We start from the raw sequence: 15,405 nt of genomic DNA on the forward strand, positions 1-15,405 counted from the left end.
AATAATATGGTCCGGCGGAAGAAACCTATTCGCAGACTTGCATCATTGAGATCGCCTGCGGATTTCCGCGTGGCGTAGTGACAGCGAAACTCGCCTTATCGAACAGGTAGCGGTCATCCGACGACTCAATGGGGGTGCCGTCGGCTGTGAATGCGTGGCGGCGAACTCGCAGCATTGGTGTGCCGGAATCCACCCCTAAAGGAGGGCGTCTTCATCGGTAGCGCCAATCGCATCGATGGTGCGCGTCACATGGTCGATGTCTACGCCGGCTGCGAGGAGCCGGGAGTAGATGGAACCAGAATCGGTGTCGAAATTCATGAGGTGCTGGCCTGTTTCCAGGTTGTAGTTGAGTCGTTCGACCATGGCTGGTTCGCCATCCATGAGCCGGAGGTGACAAGTCCTTCGGATCGCAGCGTAGCTACAGCTTGTCGGACTGTGCCTCGCGCCGTACCGAATTGGCGGCATAACGCGGACTCGGAGGGGATTGCGTCGCCGGGGGCATAAACGCCGTCGCGGATCGCCGAACGAAGGTAGGCAGCAATGTCTTGGTTGGTCACGTGGCTCATGGTGCTTCCTTCTACGACTTGTCTATTCCTTCCTCACACGATTGATCGTAGCGAAGGTCGGCCCAGAATTTCCGGCCTATCCCTACTATCCCTACTGAACTGGAATCAGCCCAGCGGGCGGGCGCGACGTCGGTAGGAGTGCTCACCGGTCATGTGACGGCTGAGCAGTTCACGGAGTATGGTGCTGATCTTGTGCTCAGTTCAGCAGCGGATCTGCCTGCCCATGAGGTCATGGCATAGATGGATGCAGGCGCGCTGGTGTAGCACGGTAACCAAGACTTCGGGTTAGTCCGCGTTCCTATTCCAGAACTCGGTCCGGATGAGTTGATCGTCGAGATGACCGCCGCAACGATCTGCGGGTCGGACCGGCACACCGTGTCTGGAAGTCGATCGGCGCCAAGGCCGTCCATTCTGGGGCACGAAGGGGTTGGAACCGTGATCGAGTCGCGGCGCGACGTGTGTGAGCCGGGCCAGCGCGTGGTGTTTTCTGTAGCCGCAGTCTGTGGGCGCTGCGACAACTGCCAGCGTGGGCTAACCGCGAAGTGTCGCTCGGTTGCTAAGGCAGGTCACGAACGTTTCGACGGGCCCTGGCCTTTGTCAGGAACCTTCGCTACTCACATGCATGTGGTGAAAGGTCAAAAAGCTTCTGTCGTGCCGGACACTGTGTCAGATGCGGTGGCGGCAACGGCAGGATGCGCCGTGGCAACAGTCATGGCAGTTATGGAGGCGGCAGGGCCCGTTGCTGGCCGCACCGTGTTAGTCAACGGTGTGGGCATGCTTGGGCTTGTCGCTGTGGCGGACCGTCTTGCACCCACCGCGGTCGGCCTTCACGCCGATGTTGTTTTAGAACTTTCGGGTGTCCGCCGGGGCGTGATCGACGCGTTGGGGACACTGAACGTCGGCGGTACCGCGGTCTTGGCGGGTTCGGTGATTCCGACTGCGGAGGTGCCACTAGACCCCGAATGGATCGTCCGTGGTTGGCGCACTGTGACAGGTGTCCATAATTATGAGCCGCATCACCTCGACCAAGCCGCGGAGTTCCTCGCTGAGGTGGATCTGCCCTGGGATGCCATCTTGGCTAGCCCGATCACTTTGGAGGAGTTGCCCGCTGCTTTTACGCGTAACGACGATCACCTACGCGTCGTCGTTAAGCTCTAATTTCTGGGGACGGTGCCCCAGCTGGCCGGGTGGCTCAGGCACGTACCGCGGCCTTTTCTAAGTTCCGGTCGTAGTCGGTGGGGATGTTCACCCACAGCGGCGAGGAAGAACCACGCACATTGTTCATGCCTAATTGAATTTTGTCGCTGCGGTAACGGTAATCCGCGAGCTCGATCGGCTGGCCCGAATGTGTATAGCAGCGCATCAGCATGCGAAACAGTGGGTAGCCCTGTTCTACCTCGAGGGCCTCTGCGTCTTCTTTCGAAGCTGGAATAGCAACCAGAGTGCGTGACATGTTATTGAAGTCCACACCCAAGCGCAGCAGATGGCGGTGGATGGAGCCGGTGTCAGTGTTGAAATCTAATAGGTGGCGGCCGATGTCGGCGGGGAAGTGCATGCGTTCGACCATGACAGGTTCGCCGTCGGCACTGCGCACGCGGTGCACTGAGACAATTGCGTCACCCTTTCTCATTTCGAGCGCCTCAGCTATCTCGCCGGACGCCGGCTGGCGTGTCATGCCTAGGGTTTTCTGACCAGGTTTCTTGCCCAGCGCTTTGAGCCAGGCAGTGACGGAGAAGACAGCGTCGAAAGACTCAGTGGGGGTGTTCTCTAAAACGATGGAGCGGCGCCCGCGCCCTGAGGAAATCAAACCTTCTGACCGTAGCGTGGACATCGCCTGGCGTACGGGGCCACGTGAGGAAGCGAATTGTTGGCATAATTCGGCTTCTGATGGTAGTGGATCACCGGGTTGGTAGCGGCCCGTGAAGATTTCCTGCCTGATGAACTCCGCGATTTCCTCATGTTGCTGGGGTGGCCTGAGTCTCGACATATTTATCCTCTTTCTCAATGTTGGGTGCACCGGTGTTCTGGTGTCTGGTCCACCCTTTTCATTTTTTCACGGGTGTAGAGCAACACGGTAAAGCTTTCCATGGCATCTATCGCTTATTGATTGTACTGCTTTTTATAGCCAGGGAAAAAACGTGATTCCGCAATTAATAATGAAAATCATATTCTCATCGGGAGGGGGTGATTTTGTTGCTTGAATGTCCTGTGTCTGGGCTGGCAGGGGTGTTTTTTCCATTACCCCGGGAGTATTAGGGGGCAGCTGATAGCCTTTACCTTGGGAAAAGCTAGCCCTAAAGGGGGGTGCTCACGTTTGGGTGTTCTTCGGTTAAGTGGCTAAATAAGTGCTCTAATGTGCTACGGCTATTGCATTCGTTTTTCATTAGCGCAGGGGTGGGGAAGGCTGGCAGGGGCAGCTATGCAATGGTTTGTCGGCGCTATCTTTACGAGAACGGGTGCAAAAAGTTGTTCTGCCACCGAAGTAAGGTGGCAGAAGCAAGCGCGAACACCGTCAGCGCCTATAGTCGGCGCTTTTCGTCAGCATGGACAGAAGGCGTACGAAAGTTGTGTTAGCTAGTGCAGACCTGCATGGGTGCGGTTGGTAGGGAACTCGGTCAGGGCGCAGGGCCGCAGGGCGTATAAATGCGGTCGGCTAAATGTGGTCGGCGGGATGTGTGTGGACGGGGCTGTATTATCTTCTTTCCCAAACCTCACGAATGGTGTGCACTGGCAGGCCAGATTCTGACAGCAGGCGCATGTGCTCAGTAAAGTCAGCGGTTGTGACTGTCTCGGGCACACCATCCGAGCTGTCCATCAGATTGTGGTACACCATGATCAGCCAGGTTTTGTTAGCTACCGCGCGAGCAAGGGCGTTGTGCACTTGTTGCACTGTAGTAGAGCTGATCACATAAAACACTCGCAGGCGATATGGGTCGCCGGGTTGCACTGTTTCATTGTCATGCTCAATGGTGCGGGCTGTGTCAAAGTGGGTACGCACTACTTCAAGAACTTCTCGGTTGTAGCGGCCAAGCGGATAGGAGAAGTGATTCATGCCTCGACTAATCCCGTTATCTACCATGTATTTTTTCGTGTTTGCCAGTTCTGTGGCGAGGTGGCCTGGGGAAAAACTGGTCAAAGGAACAGAGCCGTGGCTGCCGATATCCCACCCGTGCACATTCTGCAGCTCTTGAATTTGGCTAATACTCATTCGGTTGGCTTCCCCAACCCTTTCTGGGATCACATACGAAACGCCGGTACGTATCCCATAGTTCTGCATGATGGGTAGCGCTACGGTGTAGTCGCTCAGCCAACCATCGTCGAATACTACGGTTGCCACACCTGCGGTTGCTTCAGGGATAGTGCTCATGTGCCGGAAGATGACAGTGTTTTCACCACCACGCCCGGAAACCTTCAGCTCGATGCGCTCGATTGAGGCCCAGTCAGGGCTTCCCGCTGTCGAACGTATATTGAATTTTGTGGTGGTGACTATATTGTCGCCTCCGGCCCGGAATGTTCGGAAGTCACGCACAATGTCGACGCGAAAATAGCTGCCTAAATCTGTGTAGGCCTGCAGTATTAATGACTCGATCCGATTAAAGTTGCCTGCGTCAATCACAAAAGAGAAATCTTGGCCGGCAAAATCAAATGGGCCGGTCAGCTCGAACACGCTTTCTTCGCCTGCGATACCGCTGGTGGAGAGGAAGATAGTTTCGGGTAATAGTCCGGGGCCTGACGGGATGGGACCCGGCGTGGGTGTCGGTGTCGGTTGGGGGCGATCAGGCGTTGGCCACGGCGATGATGAAAGGCCAAGGTTGCTGCTCAGACGGCTAGAAGCCAGAGCTGGTGATGTGGACAGGCCCGCGATCGCGGCTGTTGTGAGAGCACTAGTTGTGAGGAAAGAACGACGGGAGACGGTGCGGGAGTGGGGCTTGTGGTGCGACATAGGTTCTCCTTTGGGAGTAAATGTTTGGGATTAAATGTATGAAGGGAGAGGTGTGTTGTAGAACTAACTGGTTTCTCTCCGGATAATGTGGTGGAGGTCAGACAAAACAAGGTCGCGTAGACCGGAGTCCTCGGCTAACGCCATTTCTACGTTGGCAATGATAAATCCGTGAGGAGTGCCCAAATCCAAGCGCATTCCTTTGTGGACAAGGATGTGGACGGGATGGCCTTGTTTGCTCAGATCCGCGATGGCATCGGTGAGTTGAATTTCTCCACCTTTTCCTGGTTGGACCTTGTGGAGTGCGGGAAAAACCTCGCGGCTTAGCACGTAGCGCCCAGCAGCGGCCAGATTGGAGGGGGCGTCAGCTGGATCTGGTTTTTCTACCATCCCGAGCACGCGCCGTACTTCGCAGCCATCAATATGCTGGGGATCTTCCACCTCAAAAATGCCGTATTTGCTGGAATCTTGGGGCTCGATCTCAATGGCGCACAGCACTGAACCGCCGAGCCGGGCTCGAATCGTGGCCATTTTCGCCAAAACATCAGTTGGAATCACGAGGTCATCGGGAAGGGCGACAGCGAAAGATTCGTCGTCTCCGATTAATTCTTCGGCTTGTGCCACTGCGTGCCCGAGGCCTAATGGCTCTTGCTGGACGACATTGGTCACGTGGATAATGTTCGGAATATTTTCTACTGTCTGTGCTAAAGCATCTTTTCCTTTGTTGCGGAGATGATTGACAAGATCGTTGCTCGCGGAGAAGTGTTGATGCACTGACTGCTTCTGTGGGGAGCGGACGATGATTAGGTCGGATGCCCCTACTGCAGCTGCCTCTTCTGCGATGAGTTGGATACTTGGTTTGTTGACTACCGGTAGTAGTTCTTTGGCGACACTGCGGGTGAAGGGTAACATGCGTGTTCCTAAGCCTGCAGAAGGAACCACGACCTTACCGACGGGTACTTGATCCATGTAGGTCACTCCTCATCTTGTGTGTATCTGTGTTGAGCTGATTAATTTCTCTTACGCTAACTTACTGTCACTTCAATACTTCCTCAGCTTTCATTGAATATGCTTACCTGAAGGATCATGTCCCACACTAGCCTGAATGTATGGACAATTCATGGCTGGCGGGTGTGAACTTTTTTTCTTGAGGCGGCTTCGTAGGTTGGACGCTTCTTGTGCTTTGCCTTGGAGGGGCCTAATTGTTCGTGGAAAAATCTATGAAACTCTCCCACCCTCTAAGTTGTCAAGACATTATTGCCTGTTTTGGATTATCATCGCGCTAGACGCACTCACAATTCGGTAGATAAAGAGGATGTATGAAAATTGTAGTTTTTGGACTCGGGTATGTAGGTCTCGCCAACGCTGTCTTGCTCGCATCGCGCCACGAGGTGGTGGCGGTTGACCTCATCGAAGAGAAAGTGGATCAGGTAAACAATCATATTTCTCCAATCGCTGACACGGAGGTGACTCAGGCTTTTGAAAAGGAAACACTCAATCTGCGTGCTACAACCGATGCGGCAGACGCTCTGGAAGGTGCTGATGTCACTTTCATCGCAACACCTACTGATTACAAAGTAGATTCAGACAGCTTTGACACATCGTCCGTAAGGGCCGTGATCCAGCAGATTTCGGAACTGGCCCCAGATACCATCATCGTGATCAAGTCCACCGTTCCTATTGGTTTCACCGAGCAGATCAGCCGGGAATTCCCTACGTTGAATCTGGTGTTTAGTCCGGAGTTTCTGCGTGAGGGTAAGGCGCTGTTTGATAATCAACATCCCTCCCGGATCATCGCTGCTTCACGCAACCGTGAGCATGCTGCCACCGTTGCTCAACTTCTGGCTGACAACGCGGTTGACGATGATGTTCCAGTCCTACTGACTGATACAACTGAGGCAGAAAGTATCAAACTGTTCTCAAACACCTATTTGGCAATGCGGGTAGCTTATTTCAATGAGTTGGATACCTTTGCCCGTATCAAAGGGCTTAACCCGGAGCAGATTATTGAAGGCGTGTGCCTTGATCCCCGGATTGGAGACCACTACAACAACCCGAGTTTTGGCTACGGCGGCTACTGTCTGCCGAAGGATACCCAGCAGTTACTCGCAAACTATGATGGGACGCCACAGACGTTGATCACAGCGATCGTTGAGGCAAACCGTGTTCGGAAGAAGTTTGTGGCGCATGCTGCGTTGCGTTCCCAACCGTCTGCAGTGGGCGTCTACCGCTTGACCATGAAGTCCGGTTCGGATAACTTTCGCAGCGCAGCGATCCATGACGTGATGAAGATGGTCAAGGACGCTGGCGTTTCCGTTGGTGTGTATGAACCATCGCTTGACGACGGGTCTGTGGATGGGTATCCGGTGTACGCGGATTTTGATACTTTTGCCCGCGACCACGACGTGATCCTTGCGAATCGGTGGGATGCAGAGCTGGAGCCTTATGCGAATAAGGTGCTGACTGCAGATCTGTACTCTCGCGATTGATACGTTAGTGACTTAGCCTCGTGGGGCCTGGCCTTGTGGGGCCTGGCCTTGTGGGGCCTGGCCTTGTGGGGCCGACCTCAGAGGTCCCAGCCTTGTTGAAACTACTCGACTCCCATAGTATGCGCTTTGCTTCAGCGCCGCACCCTATGGGAGTTTTGCCTGTCTCGACAGCCTGTATTTGAGCAGTCTGTAGCTTATCCAGCCGCGATCGTCCCGGCCCCGCCGGGAGCCACAAATCCAGAGGGCTGAGGTGTTTCGTGGACGATTTCGACAGATTGTCGGGTATTCCATCCTGTTTTGCGGCAGGTGATAAAGCCCCATAACCGGATAGGGCGCAGGACAAACATCGACCAGAGGATGGAGAAAGGACTAAGCAGATAGGTAAGGAACTGGCTCGAATTCGACATGTCGCTGCGTTCGATGGCGAAGTAGCGCACTCCCTGAATATAGGACAGGAAGGCCGGAATTAAGAGGAACTGCCAGGGAGGCAGCTCACCTGTAGCGATCGGCTTGAATAAAACGATCTGAAGGACGACCACAGTCATACTGAAAAAGAGGACATATCCAAGGACTTGGCGGATCCAGGCGTAGCTCAAGGGGTCAAGGTGCCTGACACGCCACCACCCACGAATGAATGAGCCTCGCGCCCAGCGCAGTTGTTGGCGAACGTGGTGGCTGAGGTTCTCCGGCATGTCAGCGAAGACGATTGCAGATGGTTGCTGGACTGTCTTTCCCAATTTGAGTGCCATTAGTGTGAAATATGAGTCGTCTGAGAACACAACGTGGGAGCCGAAGAAGTCCTCTTCGGTGTATCCAGTCTCCATGGCGGCGTCGACGGCAGCAATACGGTAAAGGGCTAATCCGCCACTGTTGACAATCACGTTGCCGAACGCCGACTGAGCTTGGCGGTCGACGAGCTGTTGCCCAGCAACGAAAATCATGTCGGTGATGCGTGCCAGGAAGTTCTTTTGAGCGTTCGACGCTACGACAACTCCAGCTACGGAGTACACTTCGGGGCGTTCGAAGGGAATCAAACCTTCCTCGAGTGCGTTTTTATCAAGCACACCGTCAGAGTCCACGGTGACGATGATTGCATTGGTTCGATCAATAATGTTGTTGTATGCCGTCGCGTGAGCCATCCGCTTGCCTTGGTTTTCCTGCCGGGTCCAGGTGACAGCGATATTATGTGCGACAGCTTCGTTTAAAAACCATGCTTCGACCTGGCTGAGGTCGTTTTTGGAGCCATCGTCAACGACGTGGATTTCAGCTGGGGGTACTGTCTGGTCGAATAGGGCGCGTAAGTTGTTAGTGAGAGAAGTCTCGTCTTCGTTATACACCGGGATCATCACAATTGGCCGCAACGTTTCCTGAGCGGGAATATGTGCACCGGGAACGTCCTTCAGCTGCTGCGACGAAAAGCTAGAGCGGGTGAACTTTCTGCTTAGTACGGCGATGATGATTTGGAAGAAGAATGTAGCCCCGAACAAGAGGAAGAATGGCTTCAACTCCGGGACGTAGCCGTCAACAAATGAAAGGTACTGGTAACCGATATAAGCGCCGAGACCGAGGAACACTAAAGTTCCTGGTACTAAGATGCCATTGCGGAACCTGGCGGCAGGCCTGAGGTCTGAGCTATTCGGCAGCTCTTTGTCCCGTTGGAACAGTAGCTTGATGATGATTGCGCCCAGTATGACCAACGCGGTTGCAATGAGCGGAAACGCGATGGAATCTGCTGCAAGCATGGGACCACCCCTTAAGGTTAGAAATTGTATTGATATTATTGCGGTACCGAAATGATCCGAGCGAGCACGGGCTTAACTGCGAGTATCGCAATCGTTGGGGCTTGGATTGCCATCTCTCCCCACCCGATAGTTATAAATACAATCAACTCTGTGGATCAGGGACTAGGCTAGTGGGGCTTCTTCTTTTGTGCATACATTCTTTTCGATCAAATCAATCTTTCCTATTTAATAGCTATTAAGGTGTTTTTCATTTTCGGATCAGATTTATCCTGGCGACGTTGATAAGGCTTACAAGCTGCAGCGTTGCGTTTTTTCTCTCCGGTAGGTGACCGGGGGTCATCATTGTGGGACATGTCCGCTCATTAACATTCGGGGGTATTCCCACTACCCCCGTTAGTGCAGTTTGTTACGAGTCCGTGGGTTCCTAGGATTAATACAAAGGCCTTTTTCTCTCACCATCGAGAGGTGTGGCAGTGCGTCGTCGTTAAGCGTATGCCTGTCTATAACTAGGCTGGCTGTTTTTCGATGAAAGGGAGCAATGTTCGCGGTTTTGCAAGGTTTCGGCGTGGTGGTCATCGTCATCGCCGTCGGTTACTTTCTTGCTCGCGGCAATGTGCTAGGGAAAGATGGCTCACGTCCGCTGGCTCTCGTTGTTTATAACGTGGCCACCCCGGCCCTGCTTATTGACCAGCTACTCAACACCGACCCTCGTGTTGTGCTCGGGCCACACTTCGCTATCGTTGCAGCGTCGGCCGTGATCGTCGGATTGCTTGCGTTTGCCGCGTTTCGCTTGCGCGGGTGGGACACGCCCTCGTCGATGGTGGGCCAGCTCTCCGCCAGTTACGCCAACGGAGGCAACCTAGGTATTCCGCTGGCTGTATATTTAATCGGCGACGGCGCGGTGGTTGTGCCCGTGATCTTGTTTCAGGTGGCGTTTTATGCGCCGGTGACGTTGACGTTGCTGGACATTTCTACTTCAGAAGCCACTGATTCTGGCTGGCGGAACAATATCTCCGTCGCTTTAACAAATCCGATGCTAATCGCAGCTGTCGTCGGCCTTGTGCTGGCGCTGAGCGGATGGGAGGTGCCGCCGCTTATTTCGGAGCCGATCGGTATCCTCGCTGGCGCCTCCGTACCGCTGGCCCTCATGGTGTTTGGCATGAGCCTGCATGGCGCGCAGCTGCGCCTGACCCGCGGTGTTGCCCTTGCCGCCGGTTTCAAAAATATTGTGCACCCGATCATCGCGGTGCTTCTCGCACATTTCCTCTTCGGCATGGAGGGACAAGCGCTATACACTGCCGCTTTCCTAGGCGCGCTGCCTACTGCGCAGAACGTATACACCTATGCCGTACGTTTCCGCACCGCTACTGACTTGGCCCGCGACACCGGTGTGGCTTCGACCTTGCTGGCGCTGCCAGTACTGATCGTGATCGGGCTCGTGTTAGGGGTATAGATTTCGCTTTTCGACGATCAATCTCGTAGGGCGTTGCTGTGGTAAGTTCTGCGGGGTGTTGTGTGGTGTGTCATGATTGTTGTTGCCGGTTCATCGCACGAGGAGGGAGACTATGGTTTGTTGGGCTCGTTTTGTGGCAGTGGTGGGGGTAGTTGTGGTTGCTGCGTTGTTGTCGTCGTGTGTTGTGCCTGATGTGGGGCTGGTGCCGGTTGGTCCTGCTGTTGGGGCTGGTGGAGACGAACCCGCCGGGGTTGAGTCAGGTGGGTCAAGTGTTCCGGAGGGTGCTGGGGGGCAGGCTGATTCGGTTGCATCGGGTGAGGCGGTGGGGGCGTTTCATTTTGATTCGGGCACGTTGGAGATTGGGCCTTTTGATCCTCTTGAGGTTTATCCGGATGTGTTTGATCCGTGCCAGGAGATCTCGGCTGAAGAGTTCGCCGCCGCAGGATTTAAGACCGACGGGGTCACCACTCCGCTAGCCAATGGATCAGCACTTTCGTGTGTCTTGTTGCCAGACCAGATAACCAGTCACATGAGCGTAATACTTGCGGGAAATCTGATCACAAAAGATGAGCTAGCTCTTACAACCACCTTACTAGGGGAAAATGTCTCTTCGGAAGTGACCGGAATGTTTAAGTACCGGGAAGACGGGGTAGAACAATCAAACTGTGTCGCGGCGGTATCGACAGAGCGGGGTCATTTTATGGCGTTTTCGATCGATGGTTACAACGCATACAGCCAGGACGATCACTGTAAAAATGCAATTCAAACTTTGGAAAATTTAGCAAGGAGTTAGAAATGTCAGTCGGGGGAAATAATCTCAATCTTGTTTTAGGGGATGTTGCTGCCGCTATCACCAAACTAGCGGAGCCAGCAGAGATTCTAGGTCAGTCGGGGAACCAGTTCGCGTTTTCGACCACGTCAGTCTTCTCACCTGTGTCGGGGTTGTGTGAGGTGGGGGAGGCGCATGGTGGGGTGTTGAGGGTTAATGGGGTGGAGTCGCAGAGGGCGTTTGCGGATCGGTTTGCTAATATTGCCGCCCAGTTGCGTCAGAATGTGGCGGATGTGGTTAATGCGGATACTCGTATTGGTCAGTTGATTGATGCGGTGGGGTTGCCTGCTTCTGGTGGTTTTGATTTTTTTACGAGGGATCATGGTGCTGATGTGGTTGATACTGAGACTGCTGCGTTTGTGATGACCGTCCCGGTTGTTGCTGGTGTGGGTAGTTTGTCTGTGTTGGCTTCGCAGTATGCTGCGACGAATTTTGGGGTGCCGGAGTCGATGACGGGTCAGTGGTTGGCGTTGTCGGCGAAGGTGTCGGATGCTGTTGAGTGTCTTGATGGTGTGTTGGCGGATTTGGATAGTTCGTCTGATACTGAGGCGATTGCTAATGCTATGGGGGCTGTGCGGGCTCTTCAGTCGGCGGGTTCGGTGTTTGGTGCTAATACCTTGACGATGGGGGCTGCGACGACGAATTTGGGGACGGGGAGTTTTGCGTTGGGTCAGCAGGTGGTGATGGCTGCAAAGGCGTATGGAATCTTGTTGGCGACGCGTCCGGATGTGGCTGGTGTGTTTGAGCGGGCGTTTTTGGCGTCGTATCCGGCGACGGTGGCGGCTGCGTTGCCGCCGTCGATTCCGTCGATTACGCAGTTGTTGCCGTCGGCGTTAGATCCTTCGGGGGTGTCGGCAGGCAGTGGTGGTGGGGCTTTTCGTGGTGGTGATCCGGGTGTGGGGTTGAGTATGTGGCAGGATTTGCCGTTTCCAGCGGTAGTTCAGGAGGCGATGGAGCAGGTGGGGATGGTAGAGCAGGCGAGGATGCGTAATCCGTATGAGTTGGCCCAAGAGTTTGTGCGTGTGGGTCGGGATGATTTGGATGCGCTTGTTGCTGGTGCTGTGCCGACGAGCACGGCGTCGGTGGGTGGTCCTTCGCTGTCGCCGAGTGTGAATCCGGTGGGGACTGTGGGATCGACTCCAGGGTTTGTGGTTGGGTCAGGCACGGTTGGGTCAGGCATGGTTGGGGGCGTAGGAACTGGTGGTGCTGGGGTGGGTGCTGGTGCTGGCACTGGCGCTAGTGGTGCTGTTGGCAGGGGTGCTGTTGGCAGGGGTGCTGCGTTGGGTGGTGTTGGCTATGGTTCGGGCAACCGTGGTGGTTCTGGTGTTGGCGGGGGTGTGGGGCTTTCCGGGCGTGGTGCTGGTGGCACGGGTGGTGCCGGTGGTTCTGGTGTAGGGTCTCGGCCAGGTCTTGGGTCTGGTGTGGGCGCTGGTCCTAGCCCTGGTGTTGGCGCAGGCCCTGGTGCTGGTTCAGGTGCTGGTGCGACTACTGGTGTGGGAAGTCATGGTCGTGGTGGTGCACCTATCGGTGGGATGATGGGTGCAGGTGCAGGTAGAGCCGCAGGTAGGGGTACGGGCCAGCAGGGTGTGAAGTCGAGTTCTGTGCGTGGTATCAAAACCAGTGCGGTCGAGCGTAAAGGCAATCTCAAAGCCTTGCTAGGTGAAGGCCCCGAAGTGATCCCGGGTGTGATCGGGGCCTGGGTGCGTGAACCCCGCAACGACCGCTAGCACAGCAACGCGAGATACAGCGCGAGGGCAGCACACCAGCGCTGCGCCCCACGCCAACGCGCCCAACAGGCCATCTAGAAGTTGCCGGGCGCACCCACCATGGTTTCCGGCGACAGCTCCCACGCCTCGGCCAGGATCTCCATGGATTGCATGGCTTCGTCGTTGGTGCGGCCCTGCAGGGAGATCATCAGCTCATCAGCCTTGGCCAGCTCTGCAAACTCCTCGAGGTACTCAACAACCTCATCACCAGTTCCGATTCCGGTAAAGCGCAGCATGTCAATGATCTGCTGGCCTTGGTAGGAGTCGACTACTTGGTCGAGTTGTTCGTCGTTAAGCACGCGTCCCTGCCTGCCCATCATGCGTTTTACCCGCGCCCGGTGTACGCCTACGGTTTGCTCCTCGGCTTCCTCGCGGGTGGGTGCCGCGGTAACGTTCACGGCGGCGATCACATAGGGTTGATCGAGCACCTCGGACGGCTCAAAGTTTTCCTTGTAATACGTCGTGGCCTGCACTAAGTGTTGCGGGGCGAAGTGGGAAGCAAACGAGTATGGCAGTCCCAATTTCGCCGCTAGGGTGGCGCCGAACATGGAGGACCCGAGAATATACAGTGGCATTTTCACCCCGACACCCGGCACGGCGGTTACTCCCGGCACTGTGGGGCGGCCACGAAAATAGCCGTGCAGTTCTACCACGTCATTGGGGAAGTTTTCGGCGGCGCGGGGGTCTCGTCGTAAAGCGCGGCCCAGCGTGTTCTGGTCGGTGCCGGGCGCGCGGCCCAAGCCCAGGTCGATGCGGTCTGGGTAAAGCTCGCCGAGGGTGCCGAACTGCTCCGCGATCACATAAGGAGAATGGTTCGGCAGCATTACACCACCGGCGCCGAGGCGGATTTTTTGCGTGCGCGCGCCGATGTGGCTGATCAACACCGCCGGCGAGCTCGACGCGATCGTAGGCATGTTGTGGTGCTCCGCGTACCAAATCCGTGAATATCCCAGCTCTTCCGCGCGCTGCGCCAACTCCACGGAACGTTGCATGGACTCTCCGGCGGACTCATCGTCGTAGATGGTGCAGAAGTCGATCAAGGAGAGAGGTAAACGTGACATGGGGATTATTCCTTTCGCGGGGGTTAGCTCCCACCCTACGTAAACCACCTGTAGTGCGCTTTGAAGCGCTTCACGACGACCACCCCACCATCAACCGGCTACGTTATGCGGTGATGCGGGCGAGGAAGGAACGTTCGTCGGTAGGGGCCTCGCGCTTTTGCACGAAGTCCAGAACAAGGCCGATCACAAAAGCAACAACAACGGGTAGGACCCAGCCCAGTGACAGATCCTGCATCGGCGACCAGCCCACCAGCGGTGACAGAACATCCGCACCCCAGCCCAAAGAAATGATCACGGTGATGGCAGACCAGATGATCGCAACCCAGATTGGCAGGCGGTAGGCCCAGAAGAAGTAGGTGCGTGAGCGGAACAGAGGCTCAATCAGGGCGACGAAGATGAGGGTGATCGCTGGCGGGTACAAAAACGTAATCACTGGTGCTGCGATCGCCATGACTTGGTCTAGACCCTGCGTGGCCATCGCGATGGAGGCAACAGTGAAAATGATCGCCCACGCCTTGTAGGACACGCCCGGGAAGATGGTGTTGAAAAATTCTGACGTGGAGGTGATCAGGCCCACCGCGGTGGTCATGCAGGCCAGCAGCACGATCAGCGCGAAGATGATCTGGCCGGGCTGGCCCATGGTTTGCAAGGCGGCGTCGGAAAGAAGAGGCGCGCCGTTGTCGAACTGGGCGCCGTTTTCGATGACCTGGCCGATCATGCCAAGGCCTAAGTAAATCGCGGCCAGCAGCAGGCCGGCACCGAGACCGGCCAGGATGGTGCCTTGAACCAGCGGTTTGCCCTCAGGGATCCCCTTGTAGCGCAGGGTGGAGATCACCACGATGGAAAACGCCAGCGCTGCGATGGAGTCCATGGTCAGGTAGCCCTCGAGCAGGCCAGTAGCAAATGGTGCCTCCGCGTACTTCTCGGTTGGTGCGCCAGGCTCACCGTTCATGGTGGTCACAGCAAGGGTGATCAGGATGATCAGCAGCACCGCCAGCGCAGGGGTGAGGACTCGCCCGAGGGTATCGACGATCTTGTTGGGGTTCCACGACAGGATCAGAGCGATGCCGAAAAACAGCGTGTTGAAGATGCCGGATGCCAGCAGCCCCGACCAGCCGGTCAGTGGCGTGACGGCCGTTTCCATCGAGACCGCACCGGTTCGCGGGAGGGCGTAGAACGCGCCGATGGACAGGTAGGCCAAGATCGGGAAGAAGAAACCGAAGATGGCGCCTCCGCGGCGTGCGAGGTCGCGCACGTTGTTGCCCGATAGCGAAATCGCAATCACGGCGAGCACCGGCAGCAGCACGCCGGTGCCTAAAAAGCCGAGGATGGCGGGCAGGAAGCTGGTGCCTGATTCGACACCGATCATCGGCGGGAAGATCAGGTTGCCCGCGCCGAAGAACATGGAAAAGAGCATGAGGGCTGTGACTGCGATGGTCAAAAACCCGGACTTGTTCGCGGTGGTCGTTGTTGCTGTCGACATGCCGCACCTCCAGTCAATATCGTGTCGTGTGCAGAGAATAGTTGCACCTAACACTAGTACTGGAGGTTCCTCTCAC

14 protein-coding genes are annotated in these 15,405 nt (G+C 55.8%); 5 read left to right on the plus strand and 9 right to left on the minus strand.

What is annotated here, in order from left to right; genetic code table 11:
* Positions 1-25: 25 nt before the first annotated feature.
* From CKV99_RS14935 to CKV99_RS14665, 3 genes are read right to left on the minus strand one after another with little or no spacing between them, the layout of a single operon-like run.
* Positions 26-175, minus strand: coding sequence for a hypothetical protein (locus tag CKV99_RS14935; RefSeq protein ID WP_256232202.1), 150 nt, complete (start codon positions 173-175; stop codon positions 26-28).
* A gap of 20 nt (positions 176-195) precedes the next feature.
* A complete protein-coding gene (locus tag CKV99_RS14940; RefSeq protein ID WP_331712843.1) occupies positions 196-381 on the minus strand; it encodes a UTRA domain-containing protein in 186 nt (61 codons plus the stop codon).
* Positions 315-566: a GntR family transcriptional regulator gene (locus tag CKV99_RS14665; protein ID WP_231910144.1), complete on the minus strand. Its 252-nt coding sequence runs from the start codon at positions 564-566 to the stop codon at positions 315-317. The genes CKV99_RS14940 and CKV99_RS14665 overlap by 67 nt, the downstream gene beginning before the upstream one ends.
* 300 nt (positions 567-866) lie before the next feature.
* Here CKV99_RS14665 and CKV99_RS02310 point away from each other — a divergent pair, with 300 nt between their 5' ends.
* Positions 867-1,724, plus strand: coding sequence for an alcohol dehydrogenase catalytic domain-containing protein (locus CKV99_RS02310; RefSeq protein WP_231910216.1), 858 nt, complete (start codon positions 867-869; stop codon positions 1,722-1,724).
* Between the two features lie 34 nt (positions 1,725-1,758).
* On the opposite strand, the gene CKV99_RS02315 is transcribed toward CKV99_RS02310, so the two are convergent.
* The 3 genes from CKV99_RS02315 to CKV99_RS02325 form a co-directional block, all read right to left on the minus strand.
* The gene (locus CKV99_RS02315) at positions 1,759-2,553 is read right to left on the minus strand and encodes a GntR family transcriptional regulator (protein ID WP_092257858.1); all 795 of its coding nucleotides are present in this window, start codon (positions 2,551-2,553) and stop codon (positions 1,759-1,761) included.
* Between the two features lie 705 nt (positions 2,554-3,258).
* Positions 3,259-4,509: a polysaccharide deacetylase family protein gene (locus CKV99_RS02320; RefSeq protein WP_092257861.1), complete on the minus strand. Its 1,251-nt coding sequence runs from the start codon at positions 4,507-4,509 to the stop codon at positions 3,259-3,261.
* Positions 4,510-4,572: 63 nt separating this feature from the next.
* A complete protein-coding gene (locus tag CKV99_RS02325; protein ID WP_092257864.1) occupies positions 4,573-5,475 on the minus strand; it encodes a UTP--glucose-1-phosphate uridylyltransferase in 903 nt (300 codons plus the stop codon).
* A gap of 350 nt (positions 5,476-5,825) precedes the next feature.
* Here CKV99_RS02325 and CKV99_RS02330 point away from each other — a divergent pair, with 350 nt between their 5' ends.
* Entirely contained in the window at positions 5,826-6,995 is a 1,170-nt protein-coding gene (locus tag CKV99_RS02330; RefSeq protein WP_092257867.1) for a nucleotide sugar dehydrogenase, read from the plus strand.
* Positions 6,996-7,189: 194 nt separating this feature from the next.
* Here the strand turns inward: CKV99_RS02330 and CKV99_RS02335 are convergent, their stop codons facing one another.
* Positions 7,190-8,737, minus strand: a complete 1,548-nt coding sequence (locus CKV99_RS02335; protein WP_092257870.1) for a glycosyltransferase — start codon at positions 8,735-8,737, stop codon at positions 7,190-7,192.
* A gap of 538 nt (positions 8,738-9,275) precedes the next feature.
* Between CKV99_RS02335 and CKV99_RS02340 the strand changes: the two genes are divergently transcribed.
* The 3 genes from CKV99_RS02340 (at position 9,276) to CKV99_RS02350 (ending at position 12,746) form a co-directional block, all read left to right on the plus strand.
* Entirely contained in the window at positions 9,276-10,190 is a 915-nt protein-coding gene (locus CKV99_RS02340) for an AEC family transporter (protein ID WP_092257873.1), read from the plus strand.
* A gap of 112 nt (positions 10,191-10,302) precedes the next feature.
* On the plus strand, positions 10,303-10,983 hold the full coding sequence (locus CKV99_RS02345; protein ID WP_092257876.1) for a DUF3558 family protein: 681 nt from the start codon (positions 10,303-10,305) through the stop codon (positions 10,981-10,983).
* A 140-nt stretch (positions 10,984-11,123) separates the two neighbouring features.
* On the plus strand, positions 11,124-12,746 hold the full coding sequence (locus CKV99_RS02350; protein WP_092260700.1) for a hypothetical protein: 1,623 nt from the start codon (positions 11,124-11,126) through the stop codon (positions 12,744-12,746).
* Between the two features lie 74 nt (positions 12,747-12,820).
* Here CKV99_RS02350 and CKV99_RS02355 read toward each other — a convergent pair whose 3' ends face one another.
* Both CKV99_RS02355 and brnQ read right to left on the minus strand, forming a co-directional pair.
* The gene (locus tag CKV99_RS02355) at positions 12,821-13,846 is read right to left on the minus strand and encodes an LLM class flavin-dependent oxidoreductase (RefSeq protein WP_092260701.1); all 1,026 of its coding nucleotides are present in this window, start codon (positions 13,844-13,846) and stop codon (positions 12,821-12,823) included.
* A gap of 103 nt (positions 13,847-13,949) precedes the next feature.
* Entirely contained in the window at positions 13,950-15,329 is a 1,380-nt protein-coding gene (gene brnQ / locus CKV99_RS02360; RefSeq protein WP_092260703.1) for a branched-chain amino acid transport system II carrier protein, read from the minus strand.
* Positions 15,330-15,405: the final 76 nt, after the last annotated feature.

The organism is Corynebacterium cystitidis (genome assembly GCF_900187295.1).
GTDB lineage: Bacteria > Actinomycetota > Actinomycetes > Mycobacteriales > Mycobacteriaceae > Corynebacterium > Corynebacterium cystitidis.

Excerpts from the sequence above, each read along its gene's own strand:
- CKV99_RS14935 (WP_256232202.1), bottom strand. The coding sequence starts at position 175 with ATGCTGCGAGTTCGCCGCCACGCATTCACAGCCGACGGCACCCCCATT.
- CKV99_RS14940 (WP_331712843.1), bottom strand. The coding sequence starts at position 381 with ATGGATGGCGAACCAGCCATGGTCGAACGACTCAACTACAACCTGGAA.
- CKV99_RS14665 (WP_231910144.1), bottom strand. The coding sequence starts at position 566 with ATGAGCCACGTGACCAACCAAGACATTGCTGCCTACCTTCGTTCGGCG.
- CKV99_RS02315 (WP_092257858.1), bottom strand. The coding sequence starts at position 2,553 with ATGTCGAGACTCAGGCCACCCCAGCAACATGAGGAAATCGCGGAGTTC.
- CKV99_RS02320 (WP_092257861.1), bottom strand. The coding sequence starts at position 4,509 with ATGTCGCACCACAAGCCCCACTCCCGCACCGTCTCCCGTCGTTCTTTC.
- CKV99_RS02325 (WP_092257864.1), bottom strand. The coding sequence starts at position 5,475 with ATGGATCAAGTACCCGTCGGTAAGGTCGTGGTTCCTTCTGCAGGCTTA.
- CKV99_RS02330 (WP_092257867.1), top strand. The coding sequence starts at position 5,826 with ATGAAAATTGTAGTTTTTGGACTCGGGTATGTAGGTCTCGCCAACGCT.
- CKV99_RS02335 (WP_092257870.1), bottom strand. The coding sequence starts at position 8,737 with ATGCTTGCAGCAGATTCCATCGCGTTTCCGCTCATTGCAACCGCGTTG.
- CKV99_RS02340 (WP_092257873.1), top strand. The coding sequence starts at position 9,276 with ATGTTCGCGGTTTTGCAAGGTTTCGGCGTGGTGGTCATCGTCATCGCC.
- CKV99_RS02345 (WP_092257876.1), top strand. The coding sequence starts at position 10,303 with ATGGTTTGTTGGGCTCGTTTTGTGGCAGTGGTGGGGGTAGTTGTGGTT.
- CKV99_RS02355 (WP_092260701.1), bottom strand. The coding sequence starts at position 13,846 with ATGTCACGTTTACCTCTCTCCTTGATCGACTTCTGCACCATCTACGAC.
- brnQ (WP_092260703.1), bottom strand. The coding sequence starts at position 15,329 with ATGTCGACAGCAACAACGACCACCGCGAACAAGTCCGGGTTTTTGACC.